The following is a 14,466-nucleotide window of genomic DNA, read 5'->3' as shown; positions in this document are numbered from 1 at the left end:
CAGGGGAGGCGAAGTTGAAAATAGCGCCCCGGACCTGCTTCGGCGAACAGTGGTCCAAACACCACTTGGCAGAGCAATTTTGGAGATCTCACCGTGGTTCGACTCACGGCGGCCTGGGGCGCACTCGCAGGGGCGGCGGGCGGGTCGACACGCCCGAGCGCGTGCGGGGGTCCTTGGTGAATCCTCCGGCGAGCGGATTCACTGTGTGCGCATCAGCACCAGGCAGATGTCCGACCGAGAAGGGGTTTCCGCGATGCCGTCGAATGACCCTGTGGGCGAGTTCTTCCGGGATGTGTTCGGTCCTTCCGGTACCTCGTCGGCCGCCGGCGGACGCAGGCGGTCCGAGCAGTCGGGGGAGCAAAGAGCAGCGCGGTTCACCCCGTGGGTGCTCGTTGTCCTGGTCGCCGCCATCGCCGTGTGGTGGGCGCCGACCCTGGTGGAGTCCGCTCAGGTCACCGAGCTGTGGCCGCGCGCGCCGCTCTGGGCGCAGTGGCTCATCGACTTTCGGCCCAGGCTCGTCGTCGCCGTTGCCCTCGTCGGTGCCGGGGACCTGATTCGGTTCATGCGGCACCGGCAGCGGCGAATCCTGTCCGCGGTGGTGCGGCAGACCACCGGCCACATTCCGGTGCGGATCAGGCTCAGTGTGCGTACCGGGTGGCACAGCACCGCGTGGGCGGCAATCCGCCTGCCGCAGGGAGCGGTCGTCGATGCGAACCGACAGGAGCGTCTGAATTCGGCCGTCAATGCGTTGATCGTCGGATTGCCGCTGTGGCACCGCCTGCGCGCGGCGCTGCCGGCCCTCGCCCCCACCCGGTCCCTGCGATTTCTGCAGCAGAAGACGCCGGCGCAGATCCACAGCGCTCCGGCGGGCGAACCGGGACCCGACAGCCTGACACCCTCGACGCCGAAGGCGGAGCGATGAGCCGATTCCTCGGACCCATAGTCACCGACTGGAAGTACGTCACCGCCTTCCGGGCCGACAAGAGCACCATCACGATCACCCGCCGACCGGTGCTCCCGGACACCCGCAGCGCACGTCACCGCATGCTCGCCGAGCTGTTCTCCGATGGCAAGGCGCTGCAGGACGTGACGGTGTCGGTCGACTCCTACGCCTACGACGGAACCGAAGCCTCCTACCGCATCCACTACAAACCCACCCTGGCCACCGGCATGGAAGCCAACCGGGACAAGCTCACTGAGGCTCTGCTCGCCGCCCTCGGCACCCACGAATCAGGGCAGCTGTGGCGAGTGGATTGGGCCCCGGAGCAACCGCTCATCACCCTCGCGCTCCGAAAGCCACTCGAAGAAATGATTCTGCACTCGTTGCCGACATCGGCGGCGGAGCTACCCACACCCAGCCTCGACAAGCACGGCATCGGGCGTCAACAGATCGCGTGGCCGAGTCGGCATCCGAACAAGCCGGGACAACGCCTGCACGTCCCGTACGCCTCATGCGAGATCGGCTCCGACGTGGTGGATGCGTTCTGGAACGTCTCTCATCGCTCGTCGGCACCGCACATGCTGGTGGTCGGACCGACCGGCGGCGGCAAGACGGTCCTGCTGACCACGGTCATCACCGAACTGGTCCTCCGCGGTGTGCCAGTGATCGGTGTCGACCCCAAACGCATCGAGCTGCACCAATTCCTCGGCTACCCCGGGGTTCCGGCGATCGTGTTCGAGCCACTACGCGCGGCGAAACTAATCTACGCACTGTGGTGCGAGATGCACGCACGCACCAAGTACATGCAGATCCAACGCATTGCACCCGCGAATATGCCGCTGCTGGTAGCCGTGCTCGACGAGTTCTTCATCCTGTCCGCGTCGTGGACTCAGATGGCCAAGAGCGGAACCGACCAGGAAAAGGAAGTTCTCAAGTTCTGCAATCCACTCGGGCGGATCGGCGAACTGGTCGCGCTGGCTCGCTCGACGGGCATCCGCCTCGCCGTCGGCGTCCAGCGTCCCGACGCGCACCTGTTCGGACGCGACTCCGGTGGAGTGCGCGACAACTTCAAGACCCGCGCCTCGTTGGCCCGCCTCAGTAGCGACGGCGCCTACATGATGTGGGGGGACACCAACGTCGGCCGCGACATCGATGCCGCCATCGCCGGCCGCGCCACCGTCACCGACCCCTCCGGTGACCCGGCACTCGCACAAGTCTGGTTCACCCCCAGCGTCGACGATCACCCCGCAGTGCGCGCCGACATGGTCGAACAAGAACTGCGCGCCATCGACAGTATCCGGCCCGAGGTGGACACCCCGGTGTTCTGCTTCTCCGCCGAGCTGCCCGAGTTCATCGCCGAAGAACAAGCGCTGATCGCCGCGATGGCCAACGACGTGCGTGAGCCCGTCGCGATCTCGAGCAGCATCCGCACACCGAGTGCGGCTGACACCATCGCGGATGCGATCCCTGCCCGCTCCCTCGCGGAGGGCATGCACATCGTCGTCGGACTCGAGGACCCGGACCTGACCGGGCTGGTCGCCTCCATCGAGATCGCCCGCGAAGTCGAGCGCACCGCCGACGGCACCGTCACCGACGAAGGCAAGGTCATCGTCGGCATCGCCGTCGAGAGCGCCGGACGCCGCCCTGAGGTGCTGTTCGTCGAGTACAGCGGCCTCGACACGGTCGCGCTCGCGACACCGGAACTCACCACAGACGCCTGATTTCCGCACCGTCCACAACCACCACCAGGCGCAACAGAAAGGTCCCACGATGGCAGTCCGGCAGATCGAACGAGCAGTGATCCTCGAGCCCGAGGACATCGAGGCCATGCACCGCCCATTCGTCAACAAGGGCAACTCCGACCCCGTCGTTCGCGCGTTCCGAGAAGCACTGCGGGCTGCCACACCCGGATGGCTGGCCGCCCTGGACACCGAAAGCAAGACCGTCTCCCGCAGCCGTCTCGACGAGCTCCTCACCGCGATCGGTCATCGACGCGACCTGGTCGGCGCCCTTCCCGACGGCGAGGTCAAGACCGAGGCACTCGATCAGCTCACCAGCCTCGACGAGCTGATCACCGAAATGCTCGCCCAGCTCGACGGCACCACCTCGGGCACCGGGAGTCTGTGATGTCCGCCCCGCAGATGACCGTCGCCATCGACGACGGAGGACGCCACGCTACCGCGTATGTGCCGTCGCAGGCCGCGACGCTCGACCTGCGAGGCGACACCGAGCAAGACCTGATGACCGCGGTGTTCGCCCAGGCCCACGCCGAAGCACGAAGCAGCGGCCAGACAATCACCGTCGCGGTCAGCGGCGCCGACACCGCGCCGATGCGGCTCGAGGTCGACCCCGACCAGACCATCCGCCCCGCCCCGGAGCAGGCACCGCCGCAGGAATACGGGGCGGCCAAAGCAGAACAGTCCCAGCGCCGCCCGGCAGGCGGCACTCCCGTCGTGCGGATCCAGGACGAGGGCAATGAGCCCACGGTTGCCGTGCGGCGGCCGGCGACCGAGCCGACACCCGCACGGGCAGCCGTATCCATCGAGCGCGCAGATGGACACCGCCGCACACCCCCCACCCGGCCGCGGAGGCCGGTATCGGGGCTGGCCGCCCCCGAGATCGCTCCCGGGACCGGTGAGCCTGCCCGACTGGGAGTGCGAGGTCGACTCAACGCCATGCTCGGGTTGAGTCTCGCCCCGAAAGCGCAGTCACCGGAGATGCGGCTGCGGGCCGCCGAATCGGTGATCACCCGGGCGCTGCCCGATTTCTCGGTGATCACCGTCGCCAACCCGAAAGGCGGAGTCGGCAAGACACCGCTCGCCGTGGCTTTCACCCAGACCTTGGCGGACCTGCGCGGCGGCAGCACCGTGGTGTGCGCGGATCTCGGCGAGGTCGGCGGCAGTCTCGCCAAGCGGGTCGCCGTCCGTCCGTCGCCGGGCAACGACATCCCCACCTTGCTGGCAGCACATCCCGACCCTGATGTCACCATCCGACCCTCGGTGCTCTCGCAGCACCTGACCCGTCAACCGTCGGGTGAGGACATCATCGCGGGACGCCGCGGCGACGCGACGAACATTCTGGACGAAAACCATGCGGCGCATCTGGCCGCGATCGTGGCCCAGCACCGCGACATCCTCGTCGCCGACACCGGCAACAACCCCCTCGCGGGAAGCTGGCACTGGGCAGTGGCGACAGCGGACGTCGTCGTCGTCCCCGTTCCCTTGCGCTGGGACGCCGCCGACGCAGCAGAAGAAATGATCACCGAACTGGCGTCGACCGCCACCGATGTTCTCGCGCGCACGATCGTTGTCATCACCGCCGGCCCCGGGGACGCCCCGATGGTCGAACACGACACCGTCGAAGCCCTCCGGGACCTGGGTGTGCCTCTCGTGGCGCGCATGCCGTTCGAGCCGCTGTTCGCCTCCGGAGAACGCATCGCACTGTCCCGGCTTCAACCCCACACCCGAGCCGCGCTGACCCGACTGGCCGAAGAGGCCGTCAAGACGATCACCGGCGACTGACTCAGCCATCACCCACCCCACCTTCGATTCGCATCTGGCGACCTCACGAAAGGCACACCATGAGCAACATCACCGGCGGCAACCGCGCCGCCCGCCGCGCCCGAGGCCGGCACCGCTGTCAGAACGCCACACAGGCCGCCACCGCGCTCGCAGTCATCACCGCCGCCCTGGCATCCGCCATCGCCCTGTCCCCGTCCGCGTTCGCCGACCCGATCCAGGGGGGTGTCACCGGGGACAGCACCCAGGAAGGTGTCACCGGCGCCGACACCCCCAGCGCAACCACCGCCCCCACACCAGCACCCGAGCCCGCCTACGTGCCCGAGACCCCATCGGAACCGGTGTACTGGGTCACCCCGCCCGCTGAGTACCAGAACGTCGAATACCAGCCGCTCCCCAACTACGACTACGACACCAATGCCTATGTCGAGCCGGCAGACTACTCGATCGAGCCGGTGCAGTTCGACCAGCTGCACCTACCGACCCCGGTGGAGCCGACGCAACCATTCATTGCCCCGCGCGACACCCTGCGCATCGGCGAAATCCACATCAAACAGCCGAACTGGATCAGCGACGGCGACCGGGACCGCACCAACAACACCCTCTCCGTGGTCCAGGCCGGGGTTTCGACGGGTTGGCGGTCGATCGGTGTGGAAACGTCTCGGGCCGACCGGATCGCCGCCGCACAGGTCGGTGCCGGTGCCGCCGGGGCAGCGCTCGGCGCCACCGCCGCAGGCGGGGCGGCAGCCACCGCGGGGGCCCTGGTCGGTGGCACCATCGGCGGCCTCGCCGGAATGACCGCAGGCAACGTCTTCCTTCCCGGACTCGGTTGGGTACCCGCCGGAATTGTCGGCACCGCCGCGGGTGCCGGACTCGGTGCTGCGGTGGGTATCCCCGTCGCTGCGGCCGGAGCGGTCGTCGGCGGCGCGGTTGCCATCGCGGCGGTGACCCCGATCGCTGCCGGCGACAAGGGTGAACCACGCGAGATCGAGGTACCGGATATCGACTCCGAAGCTGTGACCGCCCAGACCGAGACCGTGCTCGCCGACTGGGAGAACTCCGGCCCGGTCGGTCAGGCCGCCGCCGACGTCGTACAGGACACCGTCGAGGCTGCGCCCGCGATCGACCAGCAGGCCCGCGATTTCGTCGCTGCCCAGCCCGGCGGCGAGCAGATCATCGAGCAGGTCGATGGTGCCCTGAACACGTTCTTCACCGACGCCACGCCCGGCTTGGCCGGAACCCTCCTGTCGGGCGCCATCGGCCGCGGCATTCCGGCCGCGAACTGACACTGAAGAAGGCGGGTGCGCACCATGAAGAAGCCGACCCTCGGCCGATCGACGCCGCGGCATCCGGCCGTGATCGACCTTCTCGGCACCACATCCACCGTCGACCATCCGCCGGGCGACCGCACTTCGGCGCTCGGCGGCCCGGGCACACCACCGCCACCACCCCGGTCGCCTCTACCGCCGGCCCGCGGCGGCTGGCCGGGAAAGGAGACGGTGGCCGCCGTCGTGGCGGTCGCCGTCGCCGTGGCAGCAGGGGTAGCCGTCAGCCAGCTGCGCAGCGGAGACAGTGATACCGCGTCTACCGCGGCCACCACCAGTGCCACCGCAGCGGCTGACGAGAACGGGCTGCCCATCCTCAACCTGCCCGAACCCGAACAGGCCGAACGGACATCCGCATCGGACGGGGAGTGCCGGGCTGACCGCGGTGACCAGAAGAGCGGCGCGGGCGTGATCGCAGCGTTCAACCACGCGTACTACAGCCTGCGCAACGGGGAAGCTGCCCGCGGCCTCGCCACCTCCACGTCATCGGTGTTGCCAGGTCCTGAGCTGCAGAAGGTCATCGACGCGGTCCCGAGCGGCACCAACTACTGCCTGCGCACCGTCGAACTGTCGGACGGGGTCTACCTCGTCGATCTGTCCGTGATGCAGCCTGCCCAGCCAGTCAAACGCGGCACCCAGACCGTCACCACCCAAAAGGTCGACGGGCGCTGGTACGTCGACGTCTTCAACTAGAGCCCCGCGCCCGAAAGGACTTTCACCGAAATGATGCCCGTGTCCTGCACACGGCCGCGATCTGCGGCCACCATCGCAGCACTGGCCGGGGTCGCTCTCGCCGCCCTGACCGCCTGCGGCAATGACGACGGTCGCGCGGCCGCGGCGGCCACTGCTTCGATCAGCGGATCAGTCGTCACCGGCGAAAGCACCGACCTGGGCAGGATCGTCATCGGATGGGGCGAGACCCACTCGGATACCGAGATCACCACACCCCGACCTGACGAGGTCTCCGCCCGCTGCCACGGCCGCGGAGAACAGCTCGCCGTGGACATCACAGCTTCCTACGGCTGGAAGATCTACGCCCGACGCGGGTCCCAGAAACTCGGGATTGAGAACAGTGAGCAAGACCTCGCCCTGCCGACGTCGACACCACCAACAAGTACTTCGACACCCTGCATGCCGTGGACTGGACCCAGCCTGACCACGTCGACATCGCGGCCACCGTCGATGCCCCGTAGGACTGGAACCAGGCAGACCAACCACGACGCATCTACCTATCCCTGTACGTCGACTGCGCCGAATGACGAAAGAAGGACGTCATGAGCATGCACAATTTCCGACACGCTCTCCCCAGGAACATGGCTGTGAGAGTCGGTATCTCGACCGTTTCGTCGGCTGCGCAGCACAGATGTGGCCCGACGGCCAGGCCCAGGCAGGCCACACCTCCACGCCGGGAAGCCCGTATCCGCACGAACAGCATCGACACCGCATCGAAGATCAACTAGCGAAAGGACTTCTCGTGAGCGTCGCGACGTACCGCAGGGCTAAGGGCGCGGTAGCTGTTGTCTGGGTGGCCGGTCTGCTCGTGCTTCTCGGTTGGAGGATCTTTGTGCCGGCAGAAGGCTTCGCCGACTTCACCCACTGGCTCGAAACTGTGGTGAAGACGTTCTACATCGGCACCGTTCTGTCCCTGTGTGCCGCCGGCGGCTGGCTTGCGCTCGATGCTGCGCACCAGCGGGCCGGTCGCGGCCGCGCGGCGGTAGCCGAGGACGACCCTCACGCTTCCGAACTGGCAGAGCACGCCTGAGTGGGTGATCGCTTTGTCGTGACCACCACGGCCTAAGAAGTGCTGTCCTAGAAGCATCGCCGGTAGACCCCATGAGACTGGTTAGTTCAGTGCGCATACGGGTTTTCGCTGCGCAGGAAGTGGTTCGCGATGCTGGTGCTCGAGAACGAGGAGAGAGTGCCCGCCAAACGCCCTTGATAATTACAGCGCAGCGCTGTAATTTGTGTTTCGGACAGGGCGGAACCTGAGCGAAGGGGAGTGTGAAATGTCGATCATTGTGAGCCTCGCGTTTGCGGCGATGGTGTTCCTGATCTTGCGGGCGGTCGGTCCCTGGCTGGCGCGAATCGTAGGTAGCCTGCTCGTCATCTCGGCATTCGCAGGTATCGCCCTCGGTGCCGGTCTGCTCAACCAGCTCATCATCGCCATGGTCGGATTCGTGCTCTGGGTCGTCGGCCACCTGGTCGGCGCGATTCGCGACGGGCATTGGCGCTCTCAGATCGCGCACCGAATCATTGCGGCGACTGTGCTTCGCCGATTCGATCCCGAACACCGCGCGCAGGGTCGACGCCCCCGACGGAAAGGCGATGCGGAAGAGCGCGCTGTGCCCGCCAACCAGCCCTACGCGTTTCCGCGCGCGGTGGCAGCCATTCCAGGAGTCCTATTTTTGGAGTACACGCTGTCCCCGGAAGCGCAGTTCCCCTCGCTCGACGAAGACCGCACGCGTTGGGTCGCCACTGCGCCAAGGCCCCGCAGGAACTCCCAGAAGGCCCGCAGCCGTGCATCCCGGATCGCCGGAACAGCCGCCACTCGCTTGGCTGTCCGCCGCATCCCCGGCGCCCGCACGGCATACCGGACATGGCACCTGATGCGCTAACCATCCGCGCACCCCTCCATCCGAAGATCCACACCTCCGAACGGGTGGAGCGACCTCCTCTGTACCGCCAGCCCGTGAACTGAAAGGACGTACACCAGTGACCGTCACGCCCATCCCGCGCGGCAGCTACGCAGCCGCCGAACCCGACGAGTGGCGCATCTACGCAGCCTGCCGAGACGCCGACCCGGATCTTTTCTTTCCGGACGAGAGTAGGACCGCCCAGCGACGTGCGAGCGTCGAACATGCCCGCCGCCACTGCAACCAGTGCCCGGTCGCGCGAACGTGCCTCGATCAGGCGATCGCCCGCGGTGAAAACTTCGGAATCTGGGCAGGCCACGACTTCAAAGACCCCGCTGTCCGCACCCGATTCCAGCAGGAGACACGGGCAGCATGACCGACACCATCACCGTCACCGTCCGCGACCGCACCGCCGAACCTGGATGGGGAAGCGGACTCCTGCGGGTGTGCACCCGCAAGGTCGAGATCTCCATCAGCTGCGCGCACTGTGGTGGCCGCCGCGGCATCCCGAAACCCACATACCAGCACGAGGACGGCATCACCTACTGGGTGGACACCTGGACCAATCCCTGCGGTCACGTCGACCACTATGCGAGTGTGCTCGCCGAAGCGCTCGTTCTCGCCGCGGCACGAGGCACCGCACTGCCGCCGACCACCACGCACTGAATCGAGGCGTAGCGAGACTTAAGCGATGTTCGATAACTGAAAGGGGGATCCATGCGGTGGGCCAGAATCGTGAAATCGACTGCATTGCAACTACTGATGCTGCCCTGAGTGTCGTTCTCGTTTGCATGCATGGCAAACGGTCTCGGTGACGCTTGGGCGGCGTGGGGGCTATGGATATTCGCGTTCACGCACCACAACCCAGCAACGCGTATGAACCTGCCCCCGGCTCTAGTCGACCGGCATCGGCAGAGAGTCGGGGAACGATGTGTCAGGAGCGTCGAATCAGTTCCTCCGGTGACCGCATGTCGGTGCACGATGAGAGGCTCTCCCATGTCCCGCACAGTGTCATGTCTCGACGTCAGGAAGGTACAGGTCAGGGAACTGTGCGCCGGTCCTCAGTGACGTCGTGCACGAGCTGGAGCGATCGGGCACGATCACGACGACGAGTGGCAACCACGCGCTGAGTCCTGTACTGGTGTTATTCGGCGTTGCCGGTGCCCTGGTCCGGGCGTGAGGATGGCCGGCCAGCCGTGCCGGGACGCTTGCTCAGCCAGGTCATGATGTCGCGGCGCCGCCACAGCGGTTCACGCCCGATCCTCTCGGCAGCAGCGGGAGCCTGACCGCGAGCGACGTAGGCCCGGAACGTGCCCGGTGCGATCGTCCGACCGGTGTGCTCCTCGACCAGGTCGAGGACCTGCCGGGTCGTCAGCAGCCCGCGTGTGTCCATGCGCCGCATCTTACAGCTCTCCGCTGTAATAGATCGTCCTGCACCATCAGGACATAGCCGCTGGAAAATGCGGACCGCAACCCTCTTGAAATTACAGCGCAACGCTGTAATTCTTGGGAAGAATCATTCGTCAACGGAAGGGACGAGAAACCATGTACCGCAACGCTTACCTGATCGATCCGAACGCATCGTTTGCCGCCATCGATGAGGTTCTCGACTACTTTCCCGGCCCCGGCGGTGTGGTCTACGCGCACGTTCAACTCGCCAGCGGGGCCCGGGTCGAGGCAGCCGCGCAGGACATCACACTGACCGTGCCCATCCCGCTGGTCTCCAATGCCGCATGACGAGATAGTCCGTGGTCGCAGCCTGAGTGGGGGGTACATCGTGAAGAGGATCGGAGTCGTGGCACTCGAGGCCTGGGGCATGGTGGCCTTCGCGCAGATGTGGCTGGCTGACAGCCTCCGCGAACAACTCGAGTCCTGATCGACCGCGGGCGGACCGTGCTCAAACCCAGCTGTTGTGGATGCGAGGCGAGCTAGTGGCCGGCCCGCACTGCCGAAGCCCTCGACGTCGCGGAGCTGTTCGGCCCCGAGGTCGACCTCGCCTGCGGGGCCGTCGAACCGCACATCGACGAGTGGGAAGCCGGTACCCGCTACCCGACCCTTCCAATTAGAAGCCCCGTTGAGTTGCGGCAGCGTCGGGAGAAGTCCGATACCTCCGTCGTGGTCAGGCGGAGCGTTTCTGGATGTATTCCTCGACTGCCTCGCGGTTGAGGCAACGGACCCCGTGGCTTATGTCGACCGTACGAATTCCGACTCGGGCGTGGCGCAGCAGCACGCGGGAAGTCGCACACTGGAGGACCCTCTGGACGCCACGCACGATCAATCCCCCGTCCGTTAAGCGCAGCCCCTCGCTAGCGCGTGCCACACGAGCCGTGATGTGCCCCCGCTCCTTGTTGGCTCGCAAGCTAACCCATCCCGTGCCCCGGCACGGGATGGGTAGGTGGCGTTTTGGTGCTCTGAAACGCTTGATTTCGAGGTGGTTCTATGGGTGTACTCTGCATCGAATTATGTTGTTGTAGTGCGGATTTCGGGTTGATCGGTGTAGGTGGAGTGGGCTATGTTCTTGGTGCCTTAGTCAGTGCGGGGCGGGAGCTGACCACTTCCGTTCTGCCCGTTTCCCGGGGGTGTTCTCCGGGGGTTTGGAGTGGTGCATGTCCATGGATGTTGCGGTTGCCGGAAACATGTCGAGTAGTGCGCCGTCTGCCGGTGGGGTGTTCCCGGTGGATGGGGTGTTCGTCGAGGTGCGCGAGGGCGCGGCGTGGACGGCGGGGTGGCTGGTAGCGGACCCTACGGAGGTCGCGGCGCTGTCGGTAACGCGTGCCGCTGATGCTGCGGTGGAGCGGTGGGTGTCGGTGGCGTTGGTGCCGGTATCGCCGGATGCGCCGCCGTGGTTTGGGCGGGTACGTCCGGACCAGGTGGTGGTGGCGTCGTTGCAGCGTCCACTGCCGGTGTGGTGGAACCGGGTGGCAGGACCGCTGGTTCAGGTGCTGGCGGAGCGCCGTCAGACGCGGGTGTTGCGCGAGGAGTTCACGACGACGCAGACCGGGCACATGAAGTGGATCGAATCGCTGGCCTCGGATGCTCGGGAGTGGGCGGACGACAACAGCCTGTGCGGGCAGTTCGACCGGTTCATGGAGGAGCACGGATTGGCGGGCCGTTCCCGGGATTTCGCGGTGGATGTGTCGGTGAGCCTATCGCTGTCGGTGACGCTAACGATTTCGGCGACGGGGGAGTCCGATGCGGAGGAGCGGGTCGACAAGTACGACGTGGAGGAGGCGTTGCGCAGCCGGTTCGGCTCGTACGAGGAGTTCACCATCGACGACTTCACCGTCGAGAGCGCGTCGGAGGACTGAGCAGAATGAGCAAGCACATGGTGGCGGCGGTGCGGATCGATCTGGACGGGCGCGCTGAGGTAATCGACCTGTCGGCAGCGACAAGTACGGGTGCGGCGATCCGATCGGCGATCGGGTGCCGCTGGTTCGACGTGGTGCGACTGGGGCCGGCCCTGGACATGTGGGTCGACGACGAGGGCGCCACGCTGGCCGATGCGCAGGTCAACGTCATAGCAACGACGATTGCACACGCTCACGGGGCGGTCTGGCAGCCGTTCTACGGGGTGGCGGTGTTCACGGCCCACGACGGGGATGGCGCGACTGTGGGGCTTTCTGAGGACGTGAAGGATTCCCCTGCTGACGGGCGTGTTCCACCGGCCGACGGCATCCGATGAACGAGGAAGGACCCCGCGATGAGGAACGAGACCAGCACGAACAGCATCCCGATTCGGCAGGTGTACATGTCGCAGGCAGAGCGCGCGCTCGACAGTGGCAGCCACTACATCGAGGAATCTGTCTGGGTCTATCTGATGCGTGACTGGGACGGCACCGATCGGTGGGTGCTCGATCCGGTGACGGTGGACGGGTACGGGTTGGATTCCGGCCTCGAGGACGGTGCCCGCAACAGCGAGTGCATGTGCGAGGACCAGGCCGAGTGCAACGCGATCCGGGACAGGATGGACCGGGCCGCTCTGCCCACTGCGACGGATCTGATGCATCTGCTCGCGGACTCGCTCGGGTACACCCTCACCAAGCGCTGAGTCCATCACGCACCGGTGGCTCACCCTCTCCTCGAGGGGGTGAGCCACCGTTGCGTGATCGCACCTGACGCCGGACGGTCATGTTCGGAACGCCCACCCATCCAGTGCCCCGGCGCTGGATGGGTGGGCGGCATTTTTCGTCTCTGAGCCCTTGACTTCTCCCCGTTTTCGTGGATCAAGTGTGACCGTAATCGCTTGTATTTCAATTGGTTTCGGATGTTGATCTTGTCGGTGGTGTTGGTTATGTTCGTACTCGCCTTAGTTGATGAGGCCCACGGGACTGACCATCCCGTGGGCCCGAAGTAGAAAAGGATCGGTGCCGTTATGTCGGCTGAAACTCTTACGTGGCTCAACACGCAGACCCTGCTCGGGATGACCTCGGAGCGGGGTCGGGCGTGGCATTACCGCGCGCAGGAGCAGGGTGAGCAGTCCAACCACTACCCGGGTGCGATTCCCGTCGGTGATGTCGCCGAGCGGTTGTTCTTCTGGGACGCGATCAAGGTTCCCGTGCTCGCACAGTTTCCTGCGGATATCGAGACCATGACCGGGCTCGACGCGGAGGGACGCCCGATGATGGCGCAGCAGATGCCCGGAATGGTCGCTGTGGCGCGCAGTGACACCCGGCAGGTGTTCAAGGTGTTCTCCGATGGTTACGAGCCGCATCAGTACCGTGAGTGGCTTCTGGGGGCGGTGTCGAACATCCTCGGTGACACGTTGGTGGTGACCTCGGCGGGATTGCTCCGCCATGGTGGGCAGGCGTGGGTGGAGGTCTCTGTTCCCGAGACCCTGCACGACGGGCGCACGGGGTTCGGTTACCGGCCCAATCTGTTGGCGGCGACGTCGCTGGATGGGAGTTTGGCGACGACGTACGGGCGCACCGTGACGGCGACGGTGTGCGATAACACGATGGCGATCGCGCTCGGGCAGGCGCGGGGTCAGCAGGTGAAGATCCGGCACAGCCGATACTCGGGGTTGCGGATCGAGCAGGCCCGGCAGGCGCTGAGCCTGGTGGAGGAGACCGCTGACGAGTTCACCGACACGCTGCGGCACCTGTCGTCGACGAGGGTGACGGATCGGCAGTGGTTCGCGTTCCTGGACGCCTGGCACCCGATGCCGGAGGAGGCGGGCCGTGCGCGCACGATCGCGACCCGGGTGCGTGAGGAGTTGGTGGAGATGTACCGGCACGACGTGCGGGCCAGCACCTGGCAGGGAACCGCGTTCGGGGTGGTCCAGGCGGTGAACACCTGGGCGCACCACAAGCAGCCGGTGAAGGGTGCTTCGCGTGCCGAGCGGAACCAGGAAGGCGCGATCTCGGGCCGCTTCGACAAGCTCGACGCCTCCGTGGTGGGCACCCTGGAGAAGGTCCTCACGAGCTGATCCGTGGCTCAGGGTAGGCGGTCCGCATCCTTGTGCCCGGGTGCGGACCGCTGCGTGTGTGATGGGGCTGTGAACTGGTGTTCTGGTTGTTATGTCGGTGTGATGTGGGGGTGGAGTGAGGGTGCCGGCGACCTGTTTGGTGTGGGCGCCGGCGCCGGCGCCGGGGTGTGGGTGTCGGTTTCGCCCGTTTCGACGTCTTATTTTGAAAGTTATTGTTTACCAATATGATTGGATAATCAGTTGATAGTCAGTAATTTTCAATGTATATGCACATGATAGATCGACAGATTTACTAAATATGTTGCTGTACAACAATTTTGGATGCGATAGAGGATTCGTCAATAGTTGGTGCGACTCGAAGTGCGTGGTAGGCTGTGGCATGACGGTGAAGGTGGTCGGGCAGGGGACCGGGCGACGAGTCCGGCACTCAGCTGCGCGTCCCCAGCTCCGTTCCTCAGTCGGGAACGCCCTTCGCTGCACCGATCAAATACGCAGGTGAGTGCCTAATCTCGGAAACCCCAGAGGAGCGAAGCGACTCGGTCGACGGCAACGGGAACCGACCACTGCGAGCCGCGTAGCGGCTCCCTGGCGGGGAGCGTAGCGACTCGCCCCCGTCTCCCGGCGC

At 65.9% G+C, this 14,466-nt stretch carries 17 protein-coding genes; 15 read left to right on the top strand and 2 right to left on the bottom strand.

Annotated features, from left to right (window positions below; genetic code table 11):
• The first annotated feature begins 253 nt into the window (after positions 1-253).
• From ACFTZB_RS32635 to ACFTZB_RS32610, 6 genes are read left to right on the top strand one after another with little or no spacing between them, the layout of a single operon-like run.
• Entirely contained in the window at positions 254-922 is a 669-nt protein-coding gene (locus ACFTZB_RS32635) for a hypothetical protein (RefSeq protein WP_378437957.1), read from the top strand.
• Positions 919-2,661 (top strand): FtsK/SpoIIIE domain-containing protein, encoded by a 1,743-nt coding sequence (locus ACFTZB_RS32630; protein WP_378437955.1) that lies wholly within the window; start codon positions 919-921, stop codon positions 2,659-2,661. Before ACFTZB_RS32635 ends, ACFTZB_RS32630 begins: the two co-directional genes overlap by 4 nt.
• A 49-nt stretch (positions 2,662-2,710) precedes the next feature.
• Entirely contained in the window at positions 2,711-3,067 is a 357-nt protein-coding gene (locus ACFTZB_RS32625; protein ID WP_378437952.1) for a hypothetical protein, read from the top strand.
• Positions 3,067-4,461, top strand: coding sequence for a ParA family protein (locus tag ACFTZB_RS32620; protein ID WP_378437950.1), 1,395 nt, complete (start codon positions 3,067-3,069; stop codon positions 4,459-4,461). The genes ACFTZB_RS32625 and ACFTZB_RS32620 overlap by 1 nt, the downstream gene beginning before the upstream one ends.
• A 59-nt stretch (positions 4,462-4,520) precedes the next feature.
• Entirely contained in the window at positions 4,521-5,744 is a 1,224-nt protein-coding gene (locus ACFTZB_RS32615; protein WP_378437948.1) for an insoluble domain protein, read from the top strand.
• Positions 5,745-5,768: 24 nt separating this feature from the next.
• A complete protein-coding gene (locus ACFTZB_RS32610) occupies positions 5,769-6,476 on the top strand; it encodes a hypothetical protein (RefSeq protein WP_378437946.1) in 708 nt (235 codons plus the stop codon).
• Here ACFTZB_RS32610 and ACFTZB_RS32605 read toward each other — a convergent pair.
• Positions 6,473-6,727 (bottom strand): hypothetical protein, encoded by a 255-nt coding sequence (locus ACFTZB_RS32605; protein ID WP_378437944.1) that lies wholly within the window; start codon positions 6,725-6,727, stop codon positions 6,473-6,475. The two genes, ACFTZB_RS32610 and ACFTZB_RS32605, sit on opposite strands and share 4 nt — an antisense overlap.
• Positions 6,728-7,038: 311 nt before the next feature.
• Here ACFTZB_RS32605 and ACFTZB_RS32600 point away from each other — a divergent pair, with 311 nt between their 5' ends.
• The 4 genes from ACFTZB_RS32600 to ACFTZB_RS32585 all read left to right on the top strand — a co-directional run bounded on the left by ACFTZB_RS32600 (position 7,039) and on the right by ACFTZB_RS32585 (position 9,082).
• Positions 7,039-7,545, top strand: coding sequence for a hypothetical protein (locus ACFTZB_RS32600; RefSeq protein ID WP_378437942.1), 507 nt, complete (start codon positions 7,039-7,041; stop codon positions 7,543-7,545).
• Between the two features lie 244 nt (positions 7,546-7,789).
• Entirely contained in the window at positions 7,790-8,398 is a 609-nt protein-coding gene (locus ACFTZB_RS32595) for a hypothetical protein (RefSeq protein ID WP_378437940.1), read from the top strand.
• Between the two features lie 97 nt (positions 8,399-8,495).
• On the top strand, positions 8,496-8,792 hold the full coding sequence (locus ACFTZB_RS32590; protein ID WP_378437938.1) for a WhiB family transcriptional regulator: 297 nt from the start codon (positions 8,496-8,498) through the stop codon (positions 8,790-8,792).
• A complete protein-coding gene (locus tag ACFTZB_RS32585; protein ID WP_378437936.1) occupies positions 8,789-9,082 on the top strand; it encodes a hypothetical protein in 294 nt (97 codons plus the stop codon). The genes ACFTZB_RS32590 and ACFTZB_RS32585 overlap by 4 nt, the downstream gene beginning before the upstream one ends.
• A gap of 478 nt (positions 9,083-9,560) precedes the next feature.
• Here ACFTZB_RS32585 and ACFTZB_RS32580 read toward each other — a convergent pair whose 3' ends face one another.
• Positions 9,561-9,809, bottom strand: a complete 249-nt coding sequence (locus tag ACFTZB_RS32580) for a transcriptional regulator (RefSeq protein WP_378437935.1) — start codon at positions 9,807-9,809, stop codon at positions 9,561-9,563.
• 152 nt (positions 9,810-9,961) lie between these two features.
• Between ACFTZB_RS32580 and ACFTZB_RS32575 the strand changes: the two genes are divergently transcribed.
• The 5 genes from ACFTZB_RS32575 to ACFTZB_RS32555 all read left to right on the top strand — a co-directional run bounded on the left by ACFTZB_RS32575 (position 9,962) and on the right by ACFTZB_RS32555 (position 13,841).
• Positions 9,962-10,153, top strand: a complete 192-nt coding sequence (locus ACFTZB_RS32575; RefSeq protein ID WP_378437934.1) for a hypothetical protein — start codon at positions 9,962-9,964, stop codon at positions 10,151-10,153.
• An 869-nt stretch (positions 10,154-11,022) separates the two neighbouring features.
• Complete coding sequence (locus tag ACFTZB_RS32570) at positions 11,023-11,724, top strand: hypothetical protein (RefSeq protein ID WP_378437932.1); 702 nt, start codon at positions 11,023-11,025, stop codon at positions 11,722-11,724.
• Positions 11,725-11,729: 5 nt separating this feature from the next.
• Entirely contained in the window at positions 11,730-12,098 is a 369-nt protein-coding gene (locus ACFTZB_RS32565; protein WP_378437930.1) for a DUF3846 domain-containing protein, read from the top strand.
• An 18-nt stretch (positions 12,099-12,116) separates the two neighbouring features.
• On the top strand, positions 12,117-12,464 hold the full coding sequence (locus ACFTZB_RS32560) for a hypothetical protein (protein ID WP_378437928.1): 348 nt from the start codon (positions 12,117-12,119) through the stop codon (positions 12,462-12,464).
• Between the two features lie 324 nt (positions 12,465-12,788).
• On the top strand, positions 12,789-13,841 hold the full coding sequence (locus ACFTZB_RS32555; RefSeq protein WP_378437926.1) for a DUF932 domain-containing protein: 1,053 nt from the start codon (positions 12,789-12,791) through the stop codon (positions 13,839-13,841).
• Positions 13,842-14,466 lie beyond the last annotated feature (625 nt).

The sequence above is a fragment of the Rhodococcus sp. NPDC057014 genome, from assembly GCF_042673295.1.
Classification (GTDB): domain Bacteria; phylum Actinomycetota; class Actinomycetes; order Mycobacteriales; family Mycobacteriaceae; genus Rhodococcus_F.
This window is presented reverse-complemented; position numbering and strand designations above follow the sequence as displayed.

Excerpts from the sequence above, each read along its gene's own strand:
- ACFTZB_RS32635 (WP_378437957.1), top strand. The coding sequence starts at position 254 with ATGCCGTCGAATGACCCTGTGGGCGAGTTCTTCCGGGATGTGTTCGGT.
- ACFTZB_RS32630 (WP_378437955.1), top strand. The coding sequence starts at position 919 with ATGAGCCGATTCCTCGGACCCATAGTCACCGACTGGAAGTACGTCACC.
- ACFTZB_RS32625 (WP_378437952.1), top strand. The coding sequence starts at position 2,711 with ATGGCAGTCCGGCAGATCGAACGAGCAGTGATCCTCGAGCCCGAGGAC.
- ACFTZB_RS32620 (WP_378437950.1), top strand. The coding sequence starts at position 3,067 with ATGTCCGCCCCGCAGATGACCGTCGCCATCGACGACGGAGGACGCCAC.
- ACFTZB_RS32615 (WP_378437948.1), top strand. The coding sequence starts at position 4,521 with ATGAGCAACATCACCGGCGGCAACCGCGCCGCCCGCCGCGCCCGAGGC.
- ACFTZB_RS32610 (WP_378437946.1), top strand. The coding sequence starts at position 5,769 with ATGAAGAAGCCGACCCTCGGCCGATCGACGCCGCGGCATCCGGCCGTG.
- ACFTZB_RS32600 (WP_378437942.1), top strand. The coding sequence starts at position 7,039 with ATGACGAAAGAAGGACGTCATGAGCATGCACAATTTCCGACACGCTCT.
- ACFTZB_RS32595 (WP_378437940.1), top strand. The coding sequence starts at position 7,790 with ATGTCGATCATTGTGAGCCTCGCGTTTGCGGCGATGGTGTTCCTGATC.
- ACFTZB_RS32585 (WP_378437936.1), top strand. The coding sequence starts at position 8,789 with ATGACCGACACCATCACCGTCACCGTCCGCGACCGCACCGCCGAACCT.
- ACFTZB_RS32580 (WP_378437935.1), bottom strand. The coding sequence starts at position 9,809 with ATGGACACACGCGGGCTGCTGACGACCCGGCAGGTCCTCGACCTGGTC.
- ACFTZB_RS32575 (WP_378437934.1), top strand. The coding sequence starts at position 9,962 with ATGTACCGCAACGCTTACCTGATCGATCCGAACGCATCGTTTGCCGCC.
- ACFTZB_RS32570 (WP_378437932.1), top strand. The coding sequence starts at position 11,023 with ATGTCCATGGATGTTGCGGTTGCCGGAAACATGTCGAGTAGTGCGCCG.
- ACFTZB_RS32565 (WP_378437930.1), top strand. The coding sequence starts at position 11,730 with ATGAGCAAGCACATGGTGGCGGCGGTGCGGATCGATCTGGACGGGCGC.
- ACFTZB_RS32560 (WP_378437928.1), top strand. The coding sequence starts at position 12,117 with ATGAGGAACGAGACCAGCACGAACAGCATCCCGATTCGGCAGGTGTAC.
- ACFTZB_RS32555 (WP_378437926.1), top strand. The coding sequence starts at position 12,789 with ATGTCGGCTGAAACTCTTACGTGGCTCAACACGCAGACCCTGCTCGGG.